Source organism: Enterobacter sp. JBIWA008, assembly GCF_019968765.1.
Lineage (GTDB): Bacteria > Pseudomonadota > Gammaproteobacteria > Enterobacterales > Enterobacteriaceae > Enterobacter.
In genome coordinates this window covers 2,952,506-2,971,511 of the sequence record NZ_CP074149.1, presented here as the reverse complement: position 1 = coordinate 2,971,511, position 19,006 = coordinate 2,952,506, and the positions used below count along the sequence as shown (strand labels likewise).

Here is a 19,006-nt window from a genome sequence, read left to right as displayed (position 1 = left end):
CTGCGGCGCAGAGTAAGGCAAAAGGGGTAATTCGTCAAACCACCGTTACAAGGTGTGTAATGAAAGGTTTACGTATTGCGCTGCTGCTACTCCTGTGACGCGTGGCGACGCTCAGGCGTGACGTAAACAAAGCGAACAGGGAATAAAAGGCGTGTTTCAGGCGGGGGAGGGAAGGTAAATTAACGCGGTGCCGGAAACCAGCACCGCATTGATATTAATTCTGCGTATCAAGAGTGGAAAGTTCTTTATCAATAAAGTAAAGACCTTCGCCGGATTTCCCTACCAGAGATAATTTATCCAGCACGGATTTAAACAGCTTCTCTTCTTCGTGTTGCTCAGCGACGTACCACTGCAGGAAATTAAAGGTTGGATAATCCTGGCTGGTCATCGCCGCATGAACCAGTTCGTTAATTTTCTGCGTGATCAGCTGCTCGTGCTCGTAGGTGGCGCGGAACAGTTCATCGAGAGAATTATACTCAGCAAAGGGTGATGTCACGGTTTCAATGCGCGGCAGGCTGCCCGTATCTGTCAGATAATCAAACAGACGCTGCATGTGGGTCATCTCTTCCTGAGCGTGACGACGCAGAAACGCGGCAGCGCCCTCGAAACTGTGGTAGCTGCACCAGGCGCTCATCTGCTGGTAGAGCAGGGATGAAAAAAGCTCAAGGTTCATTTGCGCGTTGAGCTTGTCGATCATTTCAGTTTTCAGCATGGTGACGCTCCGGATTATTATTTCTGGTTCACAATGAGCGACACTATAATTTGTTATTTAATTATTTGCAAAACGTAAAATTTTTATTTTTTATTTAAAATACGAATGGGAATAAAACGCATTGGCGGTTTTTATAATTTATTAATGAGAATTGTTTTTGTTCGTAATGAAATAAACTGCCAGCACCTGCTGGCAGTTTCGATTAATACCACGGATTATTTGACTTAGGATTAACGGCGTATCCCATACATTTATACTGGATAGTCACGCTCTCGTTCAGGCACAAAGAGCCGCTCGTCAGAGTGCAGGTTTTAATGGGCTGACCATAGGCTGAGGCGGTGGCATACCCCATGCTCTGACACGCTTTTGCCGCCGTGCTGTTATTCACATACTCATCGGAATACGCATTTTGCAGCACTGCCTGGCCGTAGTCGAGGCGGACGATGCCGTTCGGCGCGTCGAGGCTACTGACTTCAGCCTGGCGGTTAATACTACACCCCGCGAGCAGCAGGATTGTGCCGGCTACAATGACTCTTTTCATGGTTCGCTCTGAGTGGCTGGAAATACGTTATCGTACCCGCAGATGCCCGCTGCAATGCCTGGAATAGCCGGACAATCTGCCCTCACTCTTCGCAACGGGACAGAGGGGAGCGCTATCAGGACACCCTTAATAAAAAATGTGATTATAATCACAAAATGGTTGATTTTTGTGATGACGGTCATATTATGAGCGCGTTGACGATAAAGTTGTATAACAAGTTAATGGAGCATCATCGTGAAACTGCGCAAAATCCTGAAAAGCATGTGGGCCAATTACTGCCGCACGTTCAAAGACGTGCCGCCGGGCGCCATGTTCTGATAAAAAAACCTGCTTCGGCGGGTTTTTTTGTACCTGCAGGCGATGAAGGGAAGATGTCAGGGGGCGTGTTTTGCTACTATGGCGGCCTTTAAATAAGGAGAAAGCCCCCATGTCACAAAACCTGAGCGCCGATCAGGAACTGGTCTCTGACGTTGTTGCCTGTCAGCTGGTTATCAAACAAATTCTTGATGTTCTGGACGTGATTGCGCCGGTTGAAGTGCGCGAGAAGATGTCTACTCAGCTGAAAAACATCGATTTCGCCAGCCATCCTGCTGCCGCTGACCCGGTTACGCTTCGTGCGATCCAGAAAGCCATCGCGCTGATTGAACTGCGATTCACGCCGCAGGGTGAGTCCCACTAAAGCAGGGAAATGGGCGACGGCACGTGTCGCCCTTTGATGCTGTTAAAAGAACGTCTGGACCAGCAGGTAGCTCGCCGCGCACGCGCAGCTAACCCCAATCAGCCCTGGCAGAATAAAGCTGTGGTTGATGATAAATTTGCCGATGCGGGTGGTGCCTGAACGGTCAAAACCGATGCAGGCCAAATCACTTGGATAGGTCGGCAGGACAAAATAGCCGTATGACGCCGGGAAAAAGGCGATCAGCATTTTCGGGTCGATTCCCAGCATAAGGCCCATAGGCGCAACGGCCGTCAGCGCAGCCGCCTGACTATTCACCAGTTTTGACACCAGAAACAGCACAATGGCGTACGTCCACGGGTGGCTTTTCACTACGCCTTCCAGCGCCAGCTTTAGCTCGTCGAGATGCGCCTGGAAAAAGGTATCGCTCATCCACGCCACGCCGAACACCGAGAAGATCGCGACCATACCGGCCTTGAACACCGCGCCGTTGGAAATAGCCGACGCATTGACCTTACAGGCCATCAGCATCACGGCGCCCGCAATTAACATCATCATCTGAATGACAAGGTTCATCGACAACGCCGTCATTTTGCCTTTCAGCTCAAAGGCTGGGCGCAGTTCAGGAAATGCCCCCAGCAAAACGACCACGGCAATACCGGCAAAGAAAATCCACGTGGACCAGTAGGCCTGTTTAGGGAAACGCTGATTCATTAACGTCTCCGTTCCGCCGTAGATAAACTCGCGCTGCTTAGGGTCTTTTAGCTTTTCCTGAAATTCTATGTCGTCAGCCAAATCTTTCCCACGGCGTAAACTCCACAGGGCCGCAATGGCTACGCCGAAAAGCGAAGCGGGAACCGACACGGCGAGAATTTCCAGGATCCCCCACGCGTGGCCGATCCCATGCTGGGCCGCCAGGATGGACACCAGCGATACCACGGCAACGGAAACGGGGGAGGCCGTAATCGCCATCTGCGATGCCACCGATGCCACGGCCATGGGGCGCTCGGGGCGGATCCCTTTTTTCAGGGCGATATCCGCAATGATGGGGAACATGGTGTAGACCACATGCCCGGTGCCGCACAGAAAGGTCAGCATCCAGGTAGTGAAAGGGGCGAGCAGGGTGATGTGCTGCGGATGTTTGCGCAGCAGACGTTCAGCAAACTGCATCATGACGTTGAGGCCGCCCGCAGTCTGCAGCGTAGCCGCACAGCCAATCACCGCAAGGATAGTCAGCATTACGTCTACCGGCGGCTTACCCGGTTGCAGACCAAAGACAAAACATAAAATAAAAAGACCAATTCCGCTGATTAACCCAAGCCCCATACCGCCGAAACGCGTACCCGTCAGCAGGCATAGGAGAATGACAACAAACTCAATGGTGATCATGATGCTCCCTCGTCAATGATTATGTAATTAAATAAATCATCACACGTTGTGTGGTTAATCATTGGGAGCCAGATCTGATTTGTTAAATTTCAGCAAAAGCAGAAGGTTGGAGATGGGAAGGGGCCTGCTTCCCGGGAGGGAAGCAGGCCAAAAACTCAGTGGTGCTGCACCGCCACAATGTCGAGCAGATGACGGTCAGTTTGCTCGGGACATAAACCCGCCTGCTTCGCATTATGGATCTCATCCGCCAGCGTCTTCAGCAGCATGCCATCCTGCTGCTGCTCTTTATCCATATCGCGTAAGAATTTGAGCGTCGTAATGTCCTGCTGCGCTTTGGCCTCATCGGCCAGTTTGCTAAGCGTGCTGCAGCGTTGCTCATACTCTTCAAGCGTTTTTTGGAAGAGTTCTTCCAGGCAAGAGTAGTTTTCGTTGATCCCATCAAGAGCTTTAACGACAGGATTTGCCCCTGCAGCTTTCAGAAAGTTAAAGACACGCATCATATGGGTGACGTTACTTTGCGCCTGAGAGCGAAAGAATGTGGCAGACCCCGTGAGACTATTCTGGGCACACCACGCACTTAAGTGAAGGTGCAGGTTCGAGGCGTAGAACTCAAGGTTCATCTGCGCGTTAAGTTTTTGCATCATCGTTTGGGTAGCCATACTCATATCCTTATTGACTGTGATACGTGATGTCCGTCGCTTAATCTGAGCGCCAGGCAAAAATGAAGAAAAAATGCAGAAATAGACATTCTGCCGTGAACGAAGTAGACCGAAATTCACTTCCTGTGTTCGATATAAATAAGCATACCCTTGCCTTTAGTCTAAGAAAACTCTTAATCAGGCTGTATTTACCATACATTACAAAGTTAAATGTAGTACAGAAATATAACTAGTTCACCATGAATTGAATGTGCCGTAATGGACTAATAATTAACGATTTTTATCGTGAAGATACACTGTTGCTCTTTCGGGGATATTAAGTTGGAATAATACTCCGCGAAAAAGAAAAATACGGATTAATCGTTTCGAATATATGATGTGCCAATAAAATTGCGCTAAATCAACTTCTGCGGAATAACGTTTTTTCTGGTGCATTGTACATTCGTGATGAAAAACATGTTGAAACCGTTTAACGCCTGGTGCCGCTTTGCCCGCTGAGGGAGGCAGGGATATCTTAGCTAATCTTATGGATAATTCTGCTTACCCTCCTGCCATTTGTCTGACAAATACTGCCTTTTTTATGTCATTTTTCGCTGAATTTATGTACGCAATTACTGTAATTCTGCGGTGTAATGGGGCTCTCTTATGGATGATTAATTTCCCGCTAAAACTATCACCAGCAATAACGCTTATGACGAGGTAAGCGCTAATGCCTTGTTTTAAGTCCGATTAAATAAGAAGCACGCACATATTCCCTACAGAAAAGAATGCTAAAGCTGGAGTTTACCATGCACAAATTTACTAAAGCGCTGGCGGCCATCGGTCTGGCTGCCGTTATGTCACAATCCGCTATCGCTGAGAATTTAAAACTCGGTTTTTTGGTAAAACAGCCCGAAGAGCCCTGGTTCCAGACTGAGTGGAAATTCGCAGATAAAGCCGGGAAAGATTTAGGTTTTGAAGTCATTAAAATCGCCGTGCCTGACGGCGAAAAAACCCTGAACGCCATCGACAGCCTGGCGGCCAGCGGTGCAAAAGGTTTCGTTATCTGTACCCCGGATCCAAAGCTGGGATCGGCAATCGCAGCGAAAGCGCGCGGTTACGACATGAAGGTCATCGCGGTTGACGATCAGTTCGTTAACGCTAAAGGCAAGCCGATGGACACCGTCCCGCTGGTCATGATGGCGGCGACAAAAATCGGCGAACGCCAGGGCCAGGAACTCTATAAAGAGATGCAAAAGCGCGGCTGGGATGTCAAAGAGACCGCGGTAATGGCTATCACGGCTGACGAGCTGGACACCGCACGCCGTCGTACTACCGGTTCAATTGATGCGCTGAAAGCGGCCGGCTTCCCGGAAAAACAGATCTATAAAGTCCCAACTAAATCCAACGATATCCCAGGCGCTTTCGACGCCGCGAACTCTATGCTGGTCCAGCATCCGGAGGTCAAACACTGGCTGGTGGTCGGCATGAACGACAACACCGTGCTGGGCGGGGTACGCGCGACGGAAGGTCAGGGCTTCAAAGCGCCTGACGTGATCGGGATTGGCATCAACGGCGTTGACGCCGTCAGCGAGCTGTCTAAAGCGCAGGCTACCGGCTTCTATGGTTCTCTGCTGCCAAGCCCGGACGTTCACGGCTACAAATCCAGCGAGATGCTCTACAACTGGGTAACCAAAGGGGCTGAACCGCCGAAATTTACCGAAGTGACCGACGTGGTATTGATTACCCGCGACAACTTCAAAGAGGAGCTGGCGAAAAAAGGGCTGGGCGGTAAGTAATACGCTGTGATTGTGCCCCTCACGCATCGTGGGGGGCCAGACGTGCACACTAAAGGAATCACGGAGACGTTATGCGACAGTCTGATCCGTATCTCTCTTTTCGCGGCATCGGGAAAACCTTCCCCGGTGTTAACGCGCTGACCGATATCAGCTTCGACTGCTATGCCGGCCAGGTTCACGCCCTGATGGGGGAAAACGGCGCGGGGAAATCCACGCTGTTAAAGATCCTCAGCGGCAACTACGCGCCCACGACCGGCACGCTGGCCATTCGCGGCGAAGAGGTGGCATTTGCCGATACCACGGCGGCGCTCAATGCCGGGGTGGCGATCATCTATCAGGAGCTGCACCTCATTCCCGAGATGACCGTGGCGGAAAATATCTATTTAGGACAGATCCCGCACAAAGGCGGCGTGGTAAATCGTTCGCTACTTAATTATGAAGCGGGGCTGCAGCTTAAACACCTGGGTCTGGACGTTGATCCCCAGACGCCGCTGAAATATCTCTCCATCGGGCAGTGGCAGATGGTTGAAATTGCCAAGGCTCTGGCGCGTAACGCCAGAATTATTGCCTTCGATGAGCCCACCAGTTCGCTCTCCGCGCGTGAAATTGAAAATCTGTTCCGCGTGATCCGCGAATTGCGTCAGGAAGGCCGTACGATTTTGTATGTCTCGCACCGCATGGAAGAGATATTTGCCCTGAGCGACGCCATCACCGTCTTTAAAGACGGGCGCTATGTGCGCACCTTTACCGACATGGCGCAGGTGAACCATGACCAGCTGGTTCAGGCGATGGTCGGACGCGAGCTGGGTGATATCTATCACTGGCAACCGCGCCAGTACGGGCCGGAACGCCTGCGCCTTGATAGCGTAAAAGCGCCGGGCGTCAGAACGCCGATTTCGTTATCCGTACGCAGCGGTGAAATCGTCGGCCTGTTTGGTCTGGTGGGCGCGGGGCGTAGCGAATTGATGAAAGGCCTGTTCGGCGGTACCCGTATTACCGATGGGCAGGTCTCCATTGACGGCCAGCGGATAGATATTCAGAAACCAGCCCACGCGATCGGGGCGGGCATGATGCTCTGCCCGGAAGACCGTAAAGCGGAGGGGATTATTCCGGTGCACTCGGTGCGTGACAACATCAATATTTCCGCCCGCCGCAAGTTTATTCGCGCAGGCTGCCTGATAAACGATAGCTGGGAGTCGAGCAACGCCGACCACCATATTCGCTCGCTGAATATCAAAACGCCGGGTCCGGAACAGCTGATCATGAATCTGTCGGGCGGAAACCAGCAGAAGGCGATATTAGGCCGCTGGCTGTCAGAGGATATGAAGGTCATTTTGCTGGACGAGCCGACGCGCGGTATCGATGTGGGGGCAAAACACGAGATTTATAACGTGATCTATGAGCTGGCAAAACGCGGCGTGGCGGTGCTCTTCGCCTCCAGCGATCTGCCGGAGGTGCTTGGCGTGGCCGACCGCATTGTGGTGATGCGTGAAGGCGAAATTGCCGGTGAATTACTTCATGAACAGGCGAATGAACAACAGGCGTTGAACCTCGCCATGCCTAAAGTCAGCCAGGCTGTCGCCTGAGTAAGGAGTTAATGATGTCCTCTGTTACTACATCCGGAGTGCCGAAGTCGAAGTCGGCGTTAAGTTTTGGACGTATCTGGGATCAGTACGGCATGCTGGTGGTCTTTGCCGCGTTGTTCCTCGCCTGCGCGATCTTTGTCCCTAATTTTGCCACCTTCATTAATATGAAGGGGCTGGGGCTGGCCATTTCCATGTCCGGGATGGTGGCCTGTGGGATGCTGTTCTGCCTTGCCTCCGGCGATTTTGACCTGTCGGTGGCGTCGGTGATTGCCTGTGCAGGCGTCACGACGGCAGTGGTAATCAACATGACGGAGAGTCTGTGGATTGGCGTTTTCGCAGGTCTGCTACTCGGCGTCATCAGCGGTCTGGTGAACGGTTTTGTTATCGCACGCCTGAAGATTAACGCCCTGATCACCACGCTTGCGACGATGCAAATTGTCCGCGGGCTGGCCTATATCATCTCCGACGGTAAGGCGGTGGGGATTGAAGACGAGCGCTTCTTTACGCTGGGTTATGCCAACTGGCTGGGGCTGCCTGCGCCAATCTGGCTGACCGTGGCCTGCCTGATCCTGTTCGGCTTCCTGCTCAACCGGACCACCTTTGGCCGTAATACGCTGGCGATTGGTGGTAACGAAGAGGCCGCTCGTCTGGCCGGGGTGCCGGTGGTGCGCACCAAGATTATTATCTTTGTGCTCTCAGGGCTGGTTTCTGCCGCCGCTGGGATCATCCTGGCTTCGCGTATGACCAGCGGTCAGCCGATGACCTCTATCGGTTATGAGCTGATCGTCATTTCGGCCTGCGTTTTAGGGGGCGTTTCCCTCAAGGGCGGCATCGGAAAAATCTCATATGTGGTGGCCGGTATCCTGATTTTAGGGACGGTGGAGAATGCCATGAACCTGCTGAATATTTCGCCGTTCTCGCAGTACGTAGTGCGTGGCCTGATCCTGCTGGCAGCGGTGATTTTCGACCGTTACAAGCAAAAAGCGAAGCGTACCGTGTAACCTTTTCCCCCAACTTTTATAGCTCAACTTATAACCATAGTTGACCCTTTAACCGCCCCGCCAGTTTTACTGGCGGGGCGGTTGTCAAATGGCGAGCGACGTCACACTGTCTATACTTACATGGCTATGAAAGAGGTAAAGGCGTTTACCTCTCATAAACCGTAAGGAGGAAGAGGGTGGCTGACATGTTAACCGCACCGCCTGTACTGCCCGGACACTATGCTTTCTTTTTCGATCTCGATGGCACGCTCGCCGGGATAAAACCGCACCCCGACCAGGTGTCTATTCCGGATGCGGTGCTACAGGATTTGCATCAGCTCTCGCTCATGAACGAGGGGGCACTGGCATTGATATCAGGGCGCTCAATGGCCGAGCTGGATATGCTCGCCAGTCCTTACCACTTTCCGCTGGCCGGTGTACACGGAGCGGAGCGCCGCGACATCCATGATCAAACGCATATCGTTTCACTCCCCGACGCACTAACGCAAACGCTGCATAAGCAGCTCTCTGCAGCGCTGGCCGAACTGCCCGGCACCGAGCTGGAAGCCAAAGGCATGGCCTTTGCCCTGCATTATCGTCAGGCGCCGCAGCATGAGGAGGCCGTACTTGCGCTGGCTCAGACGGTTGCGGATGCCCATCCACAGCTGGCGTTGCAGCCCGGCAAATGCGTAGTGGAGTTAAAACCGAAAGGGATTAATAAAGGTGCGGCCATCGCCGCGTTTATGGCGTCGCCGCCTTTCAAAGGGCGAACGCCCGTTTTCATTGGGGATGACCTGACCGACGAGGCAGGGTTTCATGTGGTGAATCAGGCCGGAGGGATCGCCGTCAAGGTGGGGCCTGGTGACACTGTTGCCGAATGGCGACTGGCGGATGTCGCCAGCGTCTGGCAGTGGATATCTGACATCGCTAACCAGCAACAACAACAAATAGCGCAAAGCAAAGGGGGAAACCATTATGGGTCGCTTAGTCGTCGTCTCTAACCGAATCGCAGCGCCTGATGATAAAAAAGCCAGTGCAGGTGGCCTGGCGGTAGGGGTGTTAGGTGCCTTAAAAGCCGCTGGCGGGCTGTGGTTTGGCTGGAGTGGGGAAATCAGTGAAGAAGAGAAGCCGCTCAAAAAGGTGACGCGCGGAAACATTACGTGGGCTTCGTTTGCATTGAAAGAGAAAGACTATGACGAGTATTACTCTCAGTTCTCGAATGCCGTTCTGTGGCCTGCGTTTCACTATCGCCTTGACCTGGTCAAATTCCAGCGTGAATCCTTCGAAGGCTACTCGCGCGTGAATGCGCTGCTGGCGGATAAACTGCTGCCATTAATAGAAGAAGACGATATTTTATGGATCCATGATTATCACCTGTTGCCCTTTGCGAGAGAGCTGCGAAAAAGAGGGGTAAATAATCGGATTGGCTTCTTCCTGCACATCCCGTTCCCGACGCCGGAGATTTTTACCGCGCTGCCGCCGCATGAAGAGCTGCTGGAGGCGCTGTGTGACTACGATTTGCTTGGCTTCCAGACTGAAAATGACCGCCTCGCGTTCCTTGACTCCGTATCAGGTAAAGTGCGTCTGGTGACCAAAGGTGGGAAAGCCCATACGGCGTGGGGGAAAACCTTCCACACCGAAGTTTATCCAATAGGGATTGAACCTGACGAAATTGCGGAGCAGGCTTCCGGCCCGCTGCCGCCGAAGCTGGCGCAGCTTAAGAATGAACTCAAGCACGTGAAAAATATCTTCTCGGTTGAGCGTCTTGATTATTCCAAAGGGCTGCCCGAGCGCTTCCTGGCGTATGAAACGCTGCTGGACAAATACCCGCAGCATCACGGGAAAATTCGCTATACCCAGATTGCGCCGACATCGCGCGGTGAGGTTCAGGCCTATCAGGATATTCGCCATCAGCTGGAGACAGAAGCAGGGCGCATTAATGGCCACTACGGCCAGCTGGGCTGGACGCCGCTGTTTTACCTGAATCAGCACTTTGACCGTAAGGTCCTGATGAAGGTCTTCCGCTATGCGGAAGTTGGGCTGGTCACGCCGCTGCGCGACGGGATGAACCTGGTGGCGAAAGAGTATGTGGCGGCCCAGGATCCTGCCGACCCGGGTGTGCTGGTGCTTTCCCAGTTTGCCGGGGCCGCAAATGAGCTCACGTCGGCGCTTATCGTTAACCCTTATGACAGGGATGACGTGGCTAACGCGCTGAATCGCGCCCTGACAATGCCGCTCACGGAACGTATTTCCCGCCATGCTGACATGATGGAGACAATCCGGAAGAACGATATTAACCACTGGCAGGCGCGTTTTATTCAGGATCTCCGGGATATCGCTCCGCAAAGTCATGAAGGCGATCTGCAAAAAAAGATCGCGACCTTCCCTAAACTCGCCTGATCTTCTGCTGGGGGGTTAATGCCCCCCAAGCGGCACTAACAGCACATCGACCTGGCTCGACGCGACAATAGCTTTCGCCGCACAGGCTGCGCGCGATAAAAAGCTGTGGTTATGGTTCCCGCAAATTACTAAATCAATATCTTGTTTACGACACATATCGAGAATATGGGCGTTAAGTTCCCCGGTCGCAATAACAGTTTCGTAAATGGGATATTGTGCCTTTTCCACTAATTCGCCCAGAAATTGCTGCGTTTCTTCCTGCAGAACCTCACGAATATCCTCCAGCATGGGGGCCGCCAGCTGATTATACATCTCTGGCTCTGCGGCGAGCGTGATAAGGCTGATGCGGGCATTGTGGGGCCTGGCAATGGAAACTGCCCGTGCGACGAGCTGATGACTTTCAGGGGAAACTGCAACGGAAACAAGAAGATGGGAGTAACTCATGGCGCACTCCTTAGGTGTCTTAAAGACAGCGTTTAACCACCTTTACCGCGAAATTCCTGCTTCTGCAAGAGCTGATTACGACATTAGTGTGAAGCTTATCATAATTATTCATTAATTATTCTTATAAGAAGAATAACTGAAAAATGCGTCTAAATGAAAAAAATTAACAACTTAACGTAAATCACACAAATTCATGCTTTGACTGTTAAATCGTTTTGATAGGTTACAAACTCATTTCGAATGATCACGTCCTGAAACATCTTTTTTGAGCTGTCTGCATAACTATATGTTTTTTCACGGTAAGAAAAATGTTTCTCGTAGAGGGGGAGGTTGTAAATGTTTCCGCGAGGCGCTTACGGCAGGAAAAGCACGTTGCATGCCAGTTTGAATCATCCGTCTGCATGAGTATTCGTCAATTAAGAATACAAAACAGTCTTGAATGGCCAAATTTTGAGCAAATTACAAGTCATACTGATGGATTTATGGGTCATATTCACTCAAATTGTGTGACGTAGATCACATTTTTTTTAAATTTGAGGGTGGCTGGATTGTATGTGGGAAAACTGACGAGTAGAGTTTGCGTCGAATTAGGAAAAATCTTAGTTATTTGTAAGAAATGATAAAACATGTAAGAGACGCGTTCGCGGTTTCTCTCTTACGGTTTCAGTGAATAGAAACCTAAATTCAACTATGCATTTAGCCTTTTCTTTTTTTTATACCGGGTGATTTCCCGGCGACATCACGGGGTGCGGTCTTTCCGCATAAAAATAATAGTTGGTTATTCGGGATGGGAAAAATGCATACATCCGAGTTGCTAAAACATATCTATGACATCAACTTGTCGTATTTACTGCTCGCGCAGCGTTTGATTAGTCAGGACAAGGCGTCCGCGATGTTTCGTCTGGGTATTAACGAAGAGATGGCAACCATGCTGGGCGGCTTAACCCTTCCGCAGATGGTTAAACTGGCTGAAACGAATCAACTGGTTTGCCAGTTCCGTTTCGATGATTCACAGACAATAACGCGTCTGACGCAGGAGTCCCGTGTGGACGATCTTCAACAGATCCATACCGGTATTCTTCTTTCCACTCGCTTGCTTAACGAAATCAGCCAGCCTGATGACGCAGCCCGTAAGAAAAGGGCCTAGCTATGAGCGAGAAAAGCATTGTTCAGGAAGCGCGTGACATACAGTTGGCCATGGAGCTAATTACACTGGGTGCTCGTTTACAAATGCTGGAAAGCGAGACTCAGCTGAGCCGTGGTCGTCTCATCAAACTATACAAAGAGTTACGTGGTAGTCCCCCGCCGAAAGGCATGCTGCCGTTTTCTACCGACTGGTTTATGACGTGGGAGCAGAATATTCATGCTTCCATGTTCTGTAATGCCTGGCAGTATCTGCTTAAAACCGGTTTGTGTAGCGGCGTTGACGCCGTGATCAAAGCGTACAAACTTTACCTTGAACAATGCCCACAGCAGGAAGAAGGCCCTCTGCTGGCGCTGACCCGCGCATGGACGCTGGTGCGTTTTGTTGAGAGCGGAATGCTTGAACTGTCGCGCTGCAACTGCTGCGACGGCAATTTTATTACCCATGCTCATCAACCTGCAGGCAGCTTCGCCTGTAGTTTATGTCAGCCTCCATCCCGCGCAGTAAAAAGACGTAAACTTTCCCGGGATGCTGCCGATATTATTCCACAACTGCTGGATGAACAGATCGAACAAGCTGTTTAACCCGAACGTGTGGGAAAGATTCCAGCAGCGGTAAGCAATTACCGCTGCTTTTTTTTACCCCGCAAACGGTAAACGCTGTGAGCTGGACGTCCTTGCCATAGTCACTAGCGGAAGGATGATGTCGTGCTTATCTTATTAGGTTACCTGGTAGTTCTCGGTACAGTTTTCGGCGGTTACATGATGACCGGCGGGCACCTTGGAGCACTCTATCAACCGGCTGAACTTATTATCATCGGCGGTGCAGGGGTAGGGGCTTTTATCGTTGGTAACAACGGTAAATCGATCAAGGGCACGCTGAAAGCGATTCCGTTGCTGTTCCGTCGCTCGAAATACACCAAAAGCATGTATATGGATCTGCTGGCACTGCTCTATCGCCTGATGGCGAAGTCGCGTCAGCAGGGCATGTTCTCGCTTGAACGGGATATTGAAAACCCTAAAGAGAGCGAAATTTTTGCCAGCTATCCGCGAATTCTTGCTGACGCCATGATGCTGGATTTCATCGTCGACTACCTGCGACTGATCATCAGCGGCAACATGAATACCTTCGAAATCGAAGCGCTGATGGACGAAGAGATCGAAACCCACGAAAGCGAATCTGAAGTGCCGGCCAACAGCCTGGCGCTGGTCGGCGACTCGCTTCCGGCATTCGGTATCGTTGCTGCGGTGATGGGGGTGGTTCACGCTCTGGCGTCGGCAGACCGTCCGGCAGCCGAGCTGGGCGCGCTGATTGCCCACGCGATGGTGGGAACTTTCCTTGGTATTTTGCTGGCGTACGGCTTCATCTCACCGCTGGCAAGCGTTCTGCGCCAGAAGAGCGCTGAAACCACCAAAATGATGCAGTGCGTGAAGATCACGCTGCTCTCTAACCTCAACGGTTACGCGCCACCGATCGCGGTTGAGTTTGGCCGTAAAACGCTTTACTCCAGCGAGCGTCCGTCGTTTATCGAGCTTGAAGAACACGTGCGCGCGGTGAAAAACCCAAACCAACAGACGACGACTGAGGACGCATGAAAAACCAGTCCCATCCGATCGTCATCGTAAAAAAACGCAAGCACAAGGGCGGCGGGCATGGCGCGCACGGCTCGTGGAAAATTGCGTACGCCGACTTTATGACCGCAATGATGGCGTTCTTTCTGGTGATGTGGCTGATCTCCATCTCCAGCCCAAAAGAACTGATCCAGATTGCCGAATATTTCCGAACGCCGCTGGCAACGGCGGTGGCCGGTGGGCCGCGTATCTCTAACAGCGACAGCCCGATCCCGGGCGGCGGCGATGATTACACCCAGCAGAAGGGTGAGGTGAAAAAAGAGCCGAACATCGACGAGCTGAAAAGAAAGATGGAGCAGGCGCGTCTGAAGAAACTGCGTGGCGATCTCGATCAGCTGATTGAAGCAGATCCGAAACTGCGCGCGCTGCGCCCGCATCTGAAGATCGACCTGGTGCAGGAAGGGCTGCGTATTCAGATTATTGACAGCCAGAATCGCCCAATGTTTAAAACCGGGAGTGCGGAAGTCGAACCGTACATGCGCGACATTCTGCGTGCTATTGCACCGGTGCTGAACGGCATTCCTAACCGAATCAGCCTGTCAGGACACACGGATGATTTCCCGTACGCCAGTGGGGAGAAGGGATACAGCAACTGGGAGCTTTCTGCCGATCGTGCCAACGCCTCGCGTCGCGAGCTGGTGGTAGGTGGGCTTGACGATGGCAAGGTACTGCGCGTAGTCGGCATGGCGGCAACCATGCGCGTTTCCGACCGCGGGCCGGATGATGCCATCAACCGTCGTATCAGTCTTTTAGTGCTGAACCAGCAGGCGGAGCAGGCCATCCTGCATGAAAACGCCGAAAGTCAGAATGAGTCACTGGACGATTTAAAACAGCCTGGGGCCGTTCCTTCGGCTGCCGTTCCAACATCGCCACCAGCCAATCCGAGGTGATAGCGTGAGCATGGATATTAGCGATTTTTACCAAACATTCTTTGATGAAGCCGACGAATTGTTGGCCGATATGGAGCAACACTTGCTCGATTTGGTGCCCGAAGCACCGGACTCCGAGCAGCTCAATGCCATCTTCCGTGCGGCGCACTCTATTAAAGGCGGAGCCGGAACGTTTGGATTTACCATCCTGCAGGAAACGACCCATTTAATGGAAAACCTGCTTGATGAAGCACGACGCGGTGAGATGCAGCTCAATACCGACATTATCAACCTGTTTTTGGAAACCAAAGATATTATGCAGGAACAGCTCGACGCCTATAAAAGCTCGGCAGAGCCTGATGCCGCCAGCTTTGAATACATCTGCAATGCGCTGCGCCAGCTCGCCCTGGAAGCAAAAGGTGAAGTCGCTGCAGCCGTTGTCCCCGCGGCGAAACTGAGCGTTGTCGATGCGGTTGCAGCCGAAGAGGCCGCACCAGCCGCGGCACAAGCGGGCAAACTGCGCGTTGTGCTGTCGCGCCTCAAAGAGAATGAAGTTAACCTGCTGGAAGAAGAGCTGGGCAACCTGGCGAAGTTAAGTAACGTGGTAAAAGGCAAAGACAGCCTTGCCGCGACGCTTGATGACGGTATTGGCCAGGACGATATCGTGGCGGTACTGTGCTTTGTGATTGAAGCTGACCAGATCGCCTTCGAAACCGAAACGGCTGAGGTTGACGCGCCTGCCGCTGCGGAAGAGGTGGCCGTTGTCGCTCAGGCCGCCGCGCCGGCAGTGGCACCTGCGGCCCCGGCGCTGAAGGCCGTGCCAAAAGAGGCCGCGGCACCTGGTGGACGTGGTGAGAAACCTGCCGCGCGCGCCAGCGAGTCAACCAGTATTCGCGTTGCGGTTGAGAAGGTCGACCAGCTGATTAACCTGGTGGGGGAACTGGTCATCACGCAGTCGATGCTGGCGCAACGTTCTAACGAACTGGACCCGGTCACGCACGGCGATCTGATTACCAGCATGGGCCAGCTGCAGCGTAACGCCCGCGACCTGCAGGAATCGGTCATGTCCATCCGTATGATGCCGATGGAATATGTCTTCAGCCGCTTCCCGCGTCTGGTCCGCGACCTTGCCAGCAAGCTGAATAAACAGATTGAACTGACCCTGATGGGCAGCTCAACCGAACTGGATAAGAGCCTGATCGAGCGCATCATTGACCCGTTAACGCACCTGGTGCGTAACAGCCTCGACCACGGTATCGAACTGCCGGAAAACCGCATTGCCGCTGGAAAATCCCCGGTCGGAAATCTGATCCTCTCAGCGGAACACCAGGGCGGGAACATCTGTATCGAAGTGACAGATGACGGCGCGGGTCTTAACCGCGAGCGTATCCTGGCAAAAGCGATTTCGCAGGGAATGGCGGTCAATGAAAACATGACCGACGAAGAAGTGGGCATGCTGATCTTCGCGCCGGGCTTCTCTACCGCCGAGCAGGTGACCGACGTGTCCGGACGCGGTGTGGGCATGGACGTCGTGAAACGTAACATTCAGGAGATGGGCGGCCACGTTGAGATCAAGTCTAAACAGGGTTCCGGCACCACCATTCGCATCCTGCTGCCGCTGACGCTGGCGATCCTCGACGGCATGTCGGTCAAAGTGGCGGACGAAGTCTTTATCCTGCCGCTGAACGCCGTAATGGAATCCCTGCAGCCGCGTGAAGAAGATCTGCATCCGCTGGCCGGCGGCGAGCGCGTGCTCGAAGTGCGTGGCGAATATCTGCCGCTGGTGGAACTGTGGAAAGTGTTCGAAGTGGACGGGGCGAAGACGGAGGCCACGCAGGGCATCGTTGTGATCCTGCAAAGCGCAGGCCGCCGCTATGCGCTGCTGGTCGATCAGCTGATTGGTCAGCACCAGGTGGTAGTGAAGAACCTCGAAAGCAACTACCGCAAAGTGCCGGGTATTTCTGCCGCCACCATTCTGGGTGATGGTAGCGTGGCGCTGATCGTCGATGTGTCGGCGCTTCAGGGATTAAATCGTGAACAACGTGTGGCGTACACAGCCGCCTGATTAAGTAGAAGGTAATAACATGACCGGTATGAGTAATGTAACGAAACTGGCGGGCGAGCCATCAGGGCAGGAATTCCTGGTATTCACTTTAGGCGATGAGGAGTACGGCATCGATATCCTGAAAGTGCAGGAAATCCGTGGTTACGACCAGGTTACCCGCATCGCTAACACGCCTGCTTTTATTAAAGGTGTCACCAACCTGCGTGGCGTCATTGTGCCAATCGTGGACCTGCGCGTGAAGTTCAGCCAGGGCGACGTTGACTATGACGACAACACCGTGGTGATCGTCCTCAATCTGGGGCAGCGCGTGGTAGGTATCGTGGTGGATGGCGTATCTGATGTGCTTTCCCTGACCTCTGACCAAATTCGTCCTGCGCCGGAGTTTGCGGTCACGCTGTCGACCGAATACCTGACCGGTCTGGGCGCGCTCGGCGAGCGTATGCTGATTCTGGTGAACATTGAGAAGCTGCTGAACAGCGATGAGATGGCGCTGCTGGATATCGCCGCGAGTCACGTAGCCTAGGTAAATGCAAAACGGCAACCCAGGTTGCCGTTTTTTGTATTTGCTCCCTCTCCCTGTGGGAGAAGGCTGGGTGAGGGCATCAGGCCTCACCCTTTTTTCACCTTACGCTTCCTGCTTTACCAGCTCCGCTTCTGCTTCTGCTTCCCGTGCGCCTTCATTCTGTGACAGCATCGCGGTCGCGATCCCATTCCCCAGCACGTTAATTGCGGAACGGCCCATGTCCAGGAAATGGTCGATCCCCATCAGCAGCAGAATACCCGCCACCGGAATATTAAAGCTCGGAATGGTTGCTGCCAGCACCACCAGTGAAGAACGCGGTACGCCCGCAATCCCTTTCGACGCAAGCATCAGGGTCAGCATCAGCACCGTCACCTCAGAGAAGCTCAGGTGAATGTTGTACGCCTGAGCGATAAACATCGAAGCGAAAGAGCAGTACACCATCGAACCCACCAGGTTGAAGGAGTAGCCAATCGGCAGAACGAAAGAGGCGATGTTGCGCGAGCAGCCAAAGCGCTCCAGCTGCTCCAGCGTTTTAGGGTAGGCGGCTTCAGAGCTGCTGGTGGTAAACGCCACCAGGACAGGATCTTTCAGCATGCTGACCAGGCGAAACACCTCTTTTTTCAGTACCATGTAACCCACGGCCAGCAGCACCATGCAGGTAAGAAGAATGGCAACATAGTAACCGCCAATAAAGGAGGCGTAGTTAAGCAGAATGCCCAGACCCTGCGTGGCAATGACGGATGAAATCGCTGCGAAAATGGCCAGCGGAGCAACGTACATCACATAACCCGTTACCTTCAGCATGATATGGGAAACGACATCCAGCGCGGCCACCAGCGGCGCGTTGAATTTCTGCCCCAGCGACGCGCCGCCGATGCCGAAGAACATTGAGAACACCACAATCTGCAGGATCTCATTGTTCGACATCGCCCCTGCAATGCTGGTTGGGATGGTGTGCGAGAGGAACGCTTTCAGCGTCATGCCGCCAACGGCCAGGCCGGTATCCACCGCTTCTGTCGGGACCGTCAGGTTCAGACCGCTTCCCGGATGCTCCAGCGTGACGATGAACAGTCCGACCAGAATAGAGAGTACGGATGAACTGATAAACCACACCATCGCTTTGCCGCCAACGCGGCCAATGGTGGAGGTTTCGCCCAGCTTCATAATGCCGACGGTGAGCGTGCTGAAGACCAACGGTGCAATGACCATTTTGATCAGACGGAGGAAAATATCGGTCAGAAGGGTAATATTATCCGACCAGGCTTTGATGGCATCCGCAGATGCATACTCATGAATTGCAGCCCCTGAAAGAATACCCGCCAGCATGAATATCACGATGAAGAGTGTGAGTTTGTTTGCACTTGCCACGAAAAAAGACCCTCTATGCGCTTCAGATGTAGCCCGCGTCGATACATATAAATTTTTTATTACGATGCGAGAAATTATTCGGCACATAAATTGACGCAAAGTGTAGGGGGATACAACTCCTTTTTAAGTTTTATTAATTTTGTTGTTAATGCGCTGACGATATATTGTGATCGCTGTCACACTTTAATAGATATATTCTCCCAAAATATAATAAAATCGCTGCCTGAATTAATTTAACTCA

Annotated in this window: 19 protein-coding genes; 13 read left to right on the top strand and 6 right to left on the bottom strand. The window is 52.6% G+C overall.

The annotated features are described in order from the left end of the window. Positions 1-214: 214 nt before the first annotated feature. Positions 215-712, bottom strand: a complete 498-nt coding sequence (ftnA, locus tag KGP24_RS14335) for a non-heme ferritin (RefSeq protein WP_023336146.1) — start codon at positions 710-712, stop codon at positions 215-217. Between the two features lie 202 nt (positions 713-914). Continuing rightward, a complete protein-coding gene (gene yecR, locus KGP24_RS14330) occupies positions 915-1,253 on the bottom strand; it encodes a YecR family lipoprotein (RefSeq protein ID WP_223560880.1) in 339 nt (112 codons plus the stop codon). A 234-nt stretch (positions 1,254-1,487) separates the two neighbouring features. Between yecR and azuC the strand changes: the two genes are divergently transcribed. Then, positions 1,488-1,571: a stress response protein AzuC gene (gene azuC / locus KGP24_RS14325; RefSeq protein ID WP_014884364.1), complete on the top strand. Its 84-nt coding sequence runs from the start codon at positions 1,488-1,490 to the stop codon at positions 1,569-1,571. A 109-nt stretch (positions 1,572-1,680) separates the two neighbouring features. After that, the gene (locus KGP24_RS14320) at positions 1,681-1,932 is read left to right on the top strand and encodes a DUF2766 family protein (protein WP_008500405.1); all 252 of its coding nucleotides are present in this window, start codon (positions 1,681-1,683) and stop codon (positions 1,930-1,932) included. A 42-nt stretch (positions 1,933-1,974) separates the two neighbouring features. Here the strand turns inward: KGP24_RS14320 and KGP24_RS14315 are convergent, their stop codons facing one another. Together KGP24_RS14315 and KGP24_RS14310 are read right to left on the bottom strand one after the other, a co-directional pair. Further along, on the bottom strand, positions 1,975-3,318 hold the full coding sequence (locus KGP24_RS14315) for an anaerobic C4-dicarboxylate transporter (RefSeq protein ID WP_047652356.1): 1,344 nt from the start codon (positions 3,316-3,318) through the stop codon (positions 1,975-1,977). Between the two features lie 155 nt (positions 3,319-3,473). Continuing rightward, positions 3,474-3,977 carry a non-heme ferritin-like protein gene (locus KGP24_RS14310; RefSeq protein WP_223560879.1) on the bottom strand — a complete coding sequence of 168 codons (504 nt, stop codon included), beginning with the start codon at positions 3,975-3,977 and terminating at the stop codon, positions 3,474-3,476. A 788-nt stretch (positions 3,978-4,765) separates the two neighbouring features. Between KGP24_RS14310 and araF the strand changes: the two genes are divergently transcribed. The 5 genes from araF (at position 4,766) to otsA (ending at position 10,721) form a co-directional block, all read left to right on the top strand. After that, positions 4,766-5,755 carry an arabinose ABC transporter substrate-binding protein AraF gene (gene araF, locus KGP24_RS14305; protein ID WP_223560878.1) on the top strand — a complete coding sequence of 330 codons (990 nt, stop codon included), beginning with the start codon at positions 4,766-4,768 and terminating at the stop codon, positions 5,753-5,755. A gap of 71 nt (positions 5,756-5,826) precedes the next feature. Beyond that, positions 5,827-7,341 carry an L-arabinose ABC transporter ATP-binding protein AraG gene (araG, locus tag KGP24_RS14300; protein WP_223560877.1) on the top strand — a complete coding sequence of 505 codons (1,515 nt, stop codon included), beginning with the start codon at positions 5,827-5,829 and terminating at the stop codon, positions 7,339-7,341. A gap of 14 nt (positions 7,342-7,355) precedes the next feature. Further along, the gene (gene araH / locus KGP24_RS14295) at positions 7,356-8,342 is read left to right on the top strand and encodes an L-arabinose ABC transporter permease AraH (protein WP_223563507.1); all 987 of its coding nucleotides are present in this window, start codon (positions 7,356-7,358) and stop codon (positions 8,340-8,342) included. 176 nt (positions 8,343-8,518) lie between these two features. Continuing rightward, complete coding sequence (gene otsB / locus KGP24_RS14290) at positions 8,519-9,322, top strand: trehalose-phosphatase (RefSeq protein WP_223560876.1); 804 nt, start codon at positions 8,519-8,521, stop codon at positions 9,320-9,322. Further along, positions 9,297-10,721 (top strand): alpha,alpha-trehalose-phosphate synthase, encoded by a 1,425-nt coding sequence (gene otsA, locus KGP24_RS14285; protein WP_223560875.1) that lies wholly within the window; start codon positions 9,297-9,299, stop codon positions 10,719-10,721. The genes otsB and otsA overlap by 26 nt, the downstream gene beginning before the upstream one ends. Positions 10,722-10,736: 15 nt before the next feature. On the opposite strand, the gene uspC is transcribed toward otsA, so the two are convergent. Next, positions 10,737-11,165, bottom strand: a complete 429-nt coding sequence (gene uspC, locus KGP24_RS14280) for a universal stress protein UspC (protein WP_223560874.1) — start codon at positions 11,163-11,165, stop codon at positions 10,737-10,739. A 796-nt stretch (positions 11,166-11,961) separates the two neighbouring features. Here uspC and flhD point away from each other — a divergent pair. The 6 genes from flhD (at position 11,962) to cheW (ending at position 17,397) form a co-directional block, all read left to right on the top strand. Beyond that, positions 11,962-12,312 carry a flagellar transcriptional regulator FlhD gene (gene flhD / locus KGP24_RS14275; protein WP_023312264.1) on the top strand — a complete coding sequence of 117 codons (351 nt, stop codon included), beginning with the start codon at positions 11,962-11,964 and terminating at the stop codon, positions 12,310-12,312. Between the two features lie 2 nt (positions 12,313-12,314). Further along, the gene (gene flhC / locus KGP24_RS14270; protein ID WP_013096051.1) at positions 12,315-12,893 is read left to right on the top strand and encodes a flagellar transcriptional regulator FlhC; all 579 of its coding nucleotides are present in this window, start codon (positions 12,315-12,317) and stop codon (positions 12,891-12,893) included. Positions 12,894-13,016: 123 nt separating this feature from the next. After that, a complete protein-coding gene (motA, locus tag KGP24_RS14265) occupies positions 13,017-13,904 on the top strand; it encodes a flagellar motor stator protein MotA (RefSeq protein ID WP_008500417.1) in 888 nt (295 codons plus the stop codon). Then, positions 13,901-14,830: a flagellar motor protein MotB gene (motB, locus tag KGP24_RS14260; protein WP_109845187.1), complete on the top strand. Its 930-nt coding sequence runs from the start codon at positions 13,901-13,903 to the stop codon at positions 14,828-14,830. The genes motA and motB overlap by 4 nt, the downstream gene beginning before the upstream one ends. Positions 14,831-14,834: 4 nt before the next feature. Continuing rightward, positions 14,835-16,874, top strand: coding sequence for a chemotaxis protein CheA (gene cheA / locus KGP24_RS14255; protein ID WP_223560873.1), 2,040 nt, complete (start codon positions 14,835-14,837; stop codon positions 16,872-16,874). 19 nt (positions 16,875-16,893) lie between these two features. Further along, positions 16,894-17,397, top strand: a complete 504-nt coding sequence (gene cheW / locus KGP24_RS14250) for a chemotaxis protein CheW (protein WP_023312262.1) — start codon at positions 16,894-16,896, stop codon at positions 17,395-17,397. A gap of 102 nt (positions 17,398-17,499) precedes the next feature. Here cheW and KGP24_RS14245 read toward each other — a convergent pair whose 3' ends face one another. Beyond that, positions 17,500-18,765, bottom strand: coding sequence for a dicarboxylate/amino acid:cation symporter (locus tag KGP24_RS14245; RefSeq protein WP_033145875.1), 1,266 nt, complete (start codon positions 18,763-18,765; stop codon positions 17,500-17,502). Positions 18,766-19,006: the final 241 nt, after the last annotated feature.

Coding starts and splice junctions, on each gene's coding strand:
- araG (WP_223560877.1), top strand. CDS start 5,827: ATGCGACAGTCTGATCCGTATCTCTCTTTTCGCGGCATCGGGAAAACC.
- cheW (WP_023312262.1), top strand. CDS start 16,894: ATGACCGGTATGAGTAATGTAACGAAACTGGCGGGCGAGCCATCAGGG.
- uspC (WP_223560874.1), bottom strand. CDS start 11,165: ATGAGTTACTCCCATCTTCTTGTTTCCGTTGCAGTTTCCCCTGAAAGT.
- motB (WP_109845187.1), top strand. CDS start 13,901: ATGAAAAACCAGTCCCATCCGATCGTCATCGTAAAAAAACGCAAGCAC.
- yecR (WP_223560880.1), bottom strand. CDS start 1,253: ATGAAAAGAGTCATTGTAGCCGGCACAATCCTGCTGCTCGCGGGGTGT.
- flhC (WP_013096051.1), top strand. CDS start 12,315: ATGAGCGAGAAAAGCATTGTTCAGGAAGCGCGTGACATACAGTTGGCC.
- ftnA (WP_023336146.1), bottom strand. CDS start 712: ATGCTGAAAACTGAAATGATCGACAAGCTCAACGCGCAAATGAACCTT.
- araF (WP_223560878.1), top strand. CDS start 4,766: ATGCACAAATTTACTAAAGCGCTGGCGGCCATCGGTCTGGCTGCCGTT.
- KGP24_RS14315 (WP_047652356.1), bottom strand. CDS start 3,318: ATGATCACCATTGAGTTTGTTGTCATTCTCCTATGCCTGCTGACGGGT.
- otsA (WP_223560875.1), top strand. CDS start 9,297: ATGGGTCGCTTAGTCGTCGTCTCTAACCGAATCGCAGCGCCTGATGAT.
- flhD (WP_023312264.1), top strand. CDS start 11,962: ATGCATACATCCGAGTTGCTAAAACATATCTATGACATCAACTTGTCG.
- araH (WP_223563507.1), top strand. CDS start 7,356: ATGTCCTCTGTTACTACATCCGGAGTGCCGAAGTCGAAGTCGGCGTTA.
- KGP24_RS14310 (WP_223560879.1), bottom strand. CDS start 3,977: ATGGCTACCCAAACGATGATGCAAAAACTTAACGCGCAGATGAACCTT.
- KGP24_RS14320 (WP_008500405.1), top strand. CDS start 1,681: ATGTCACAAAACCTGAGCGCCGATCAGGAACTGGTCTCTGACGTTGTT.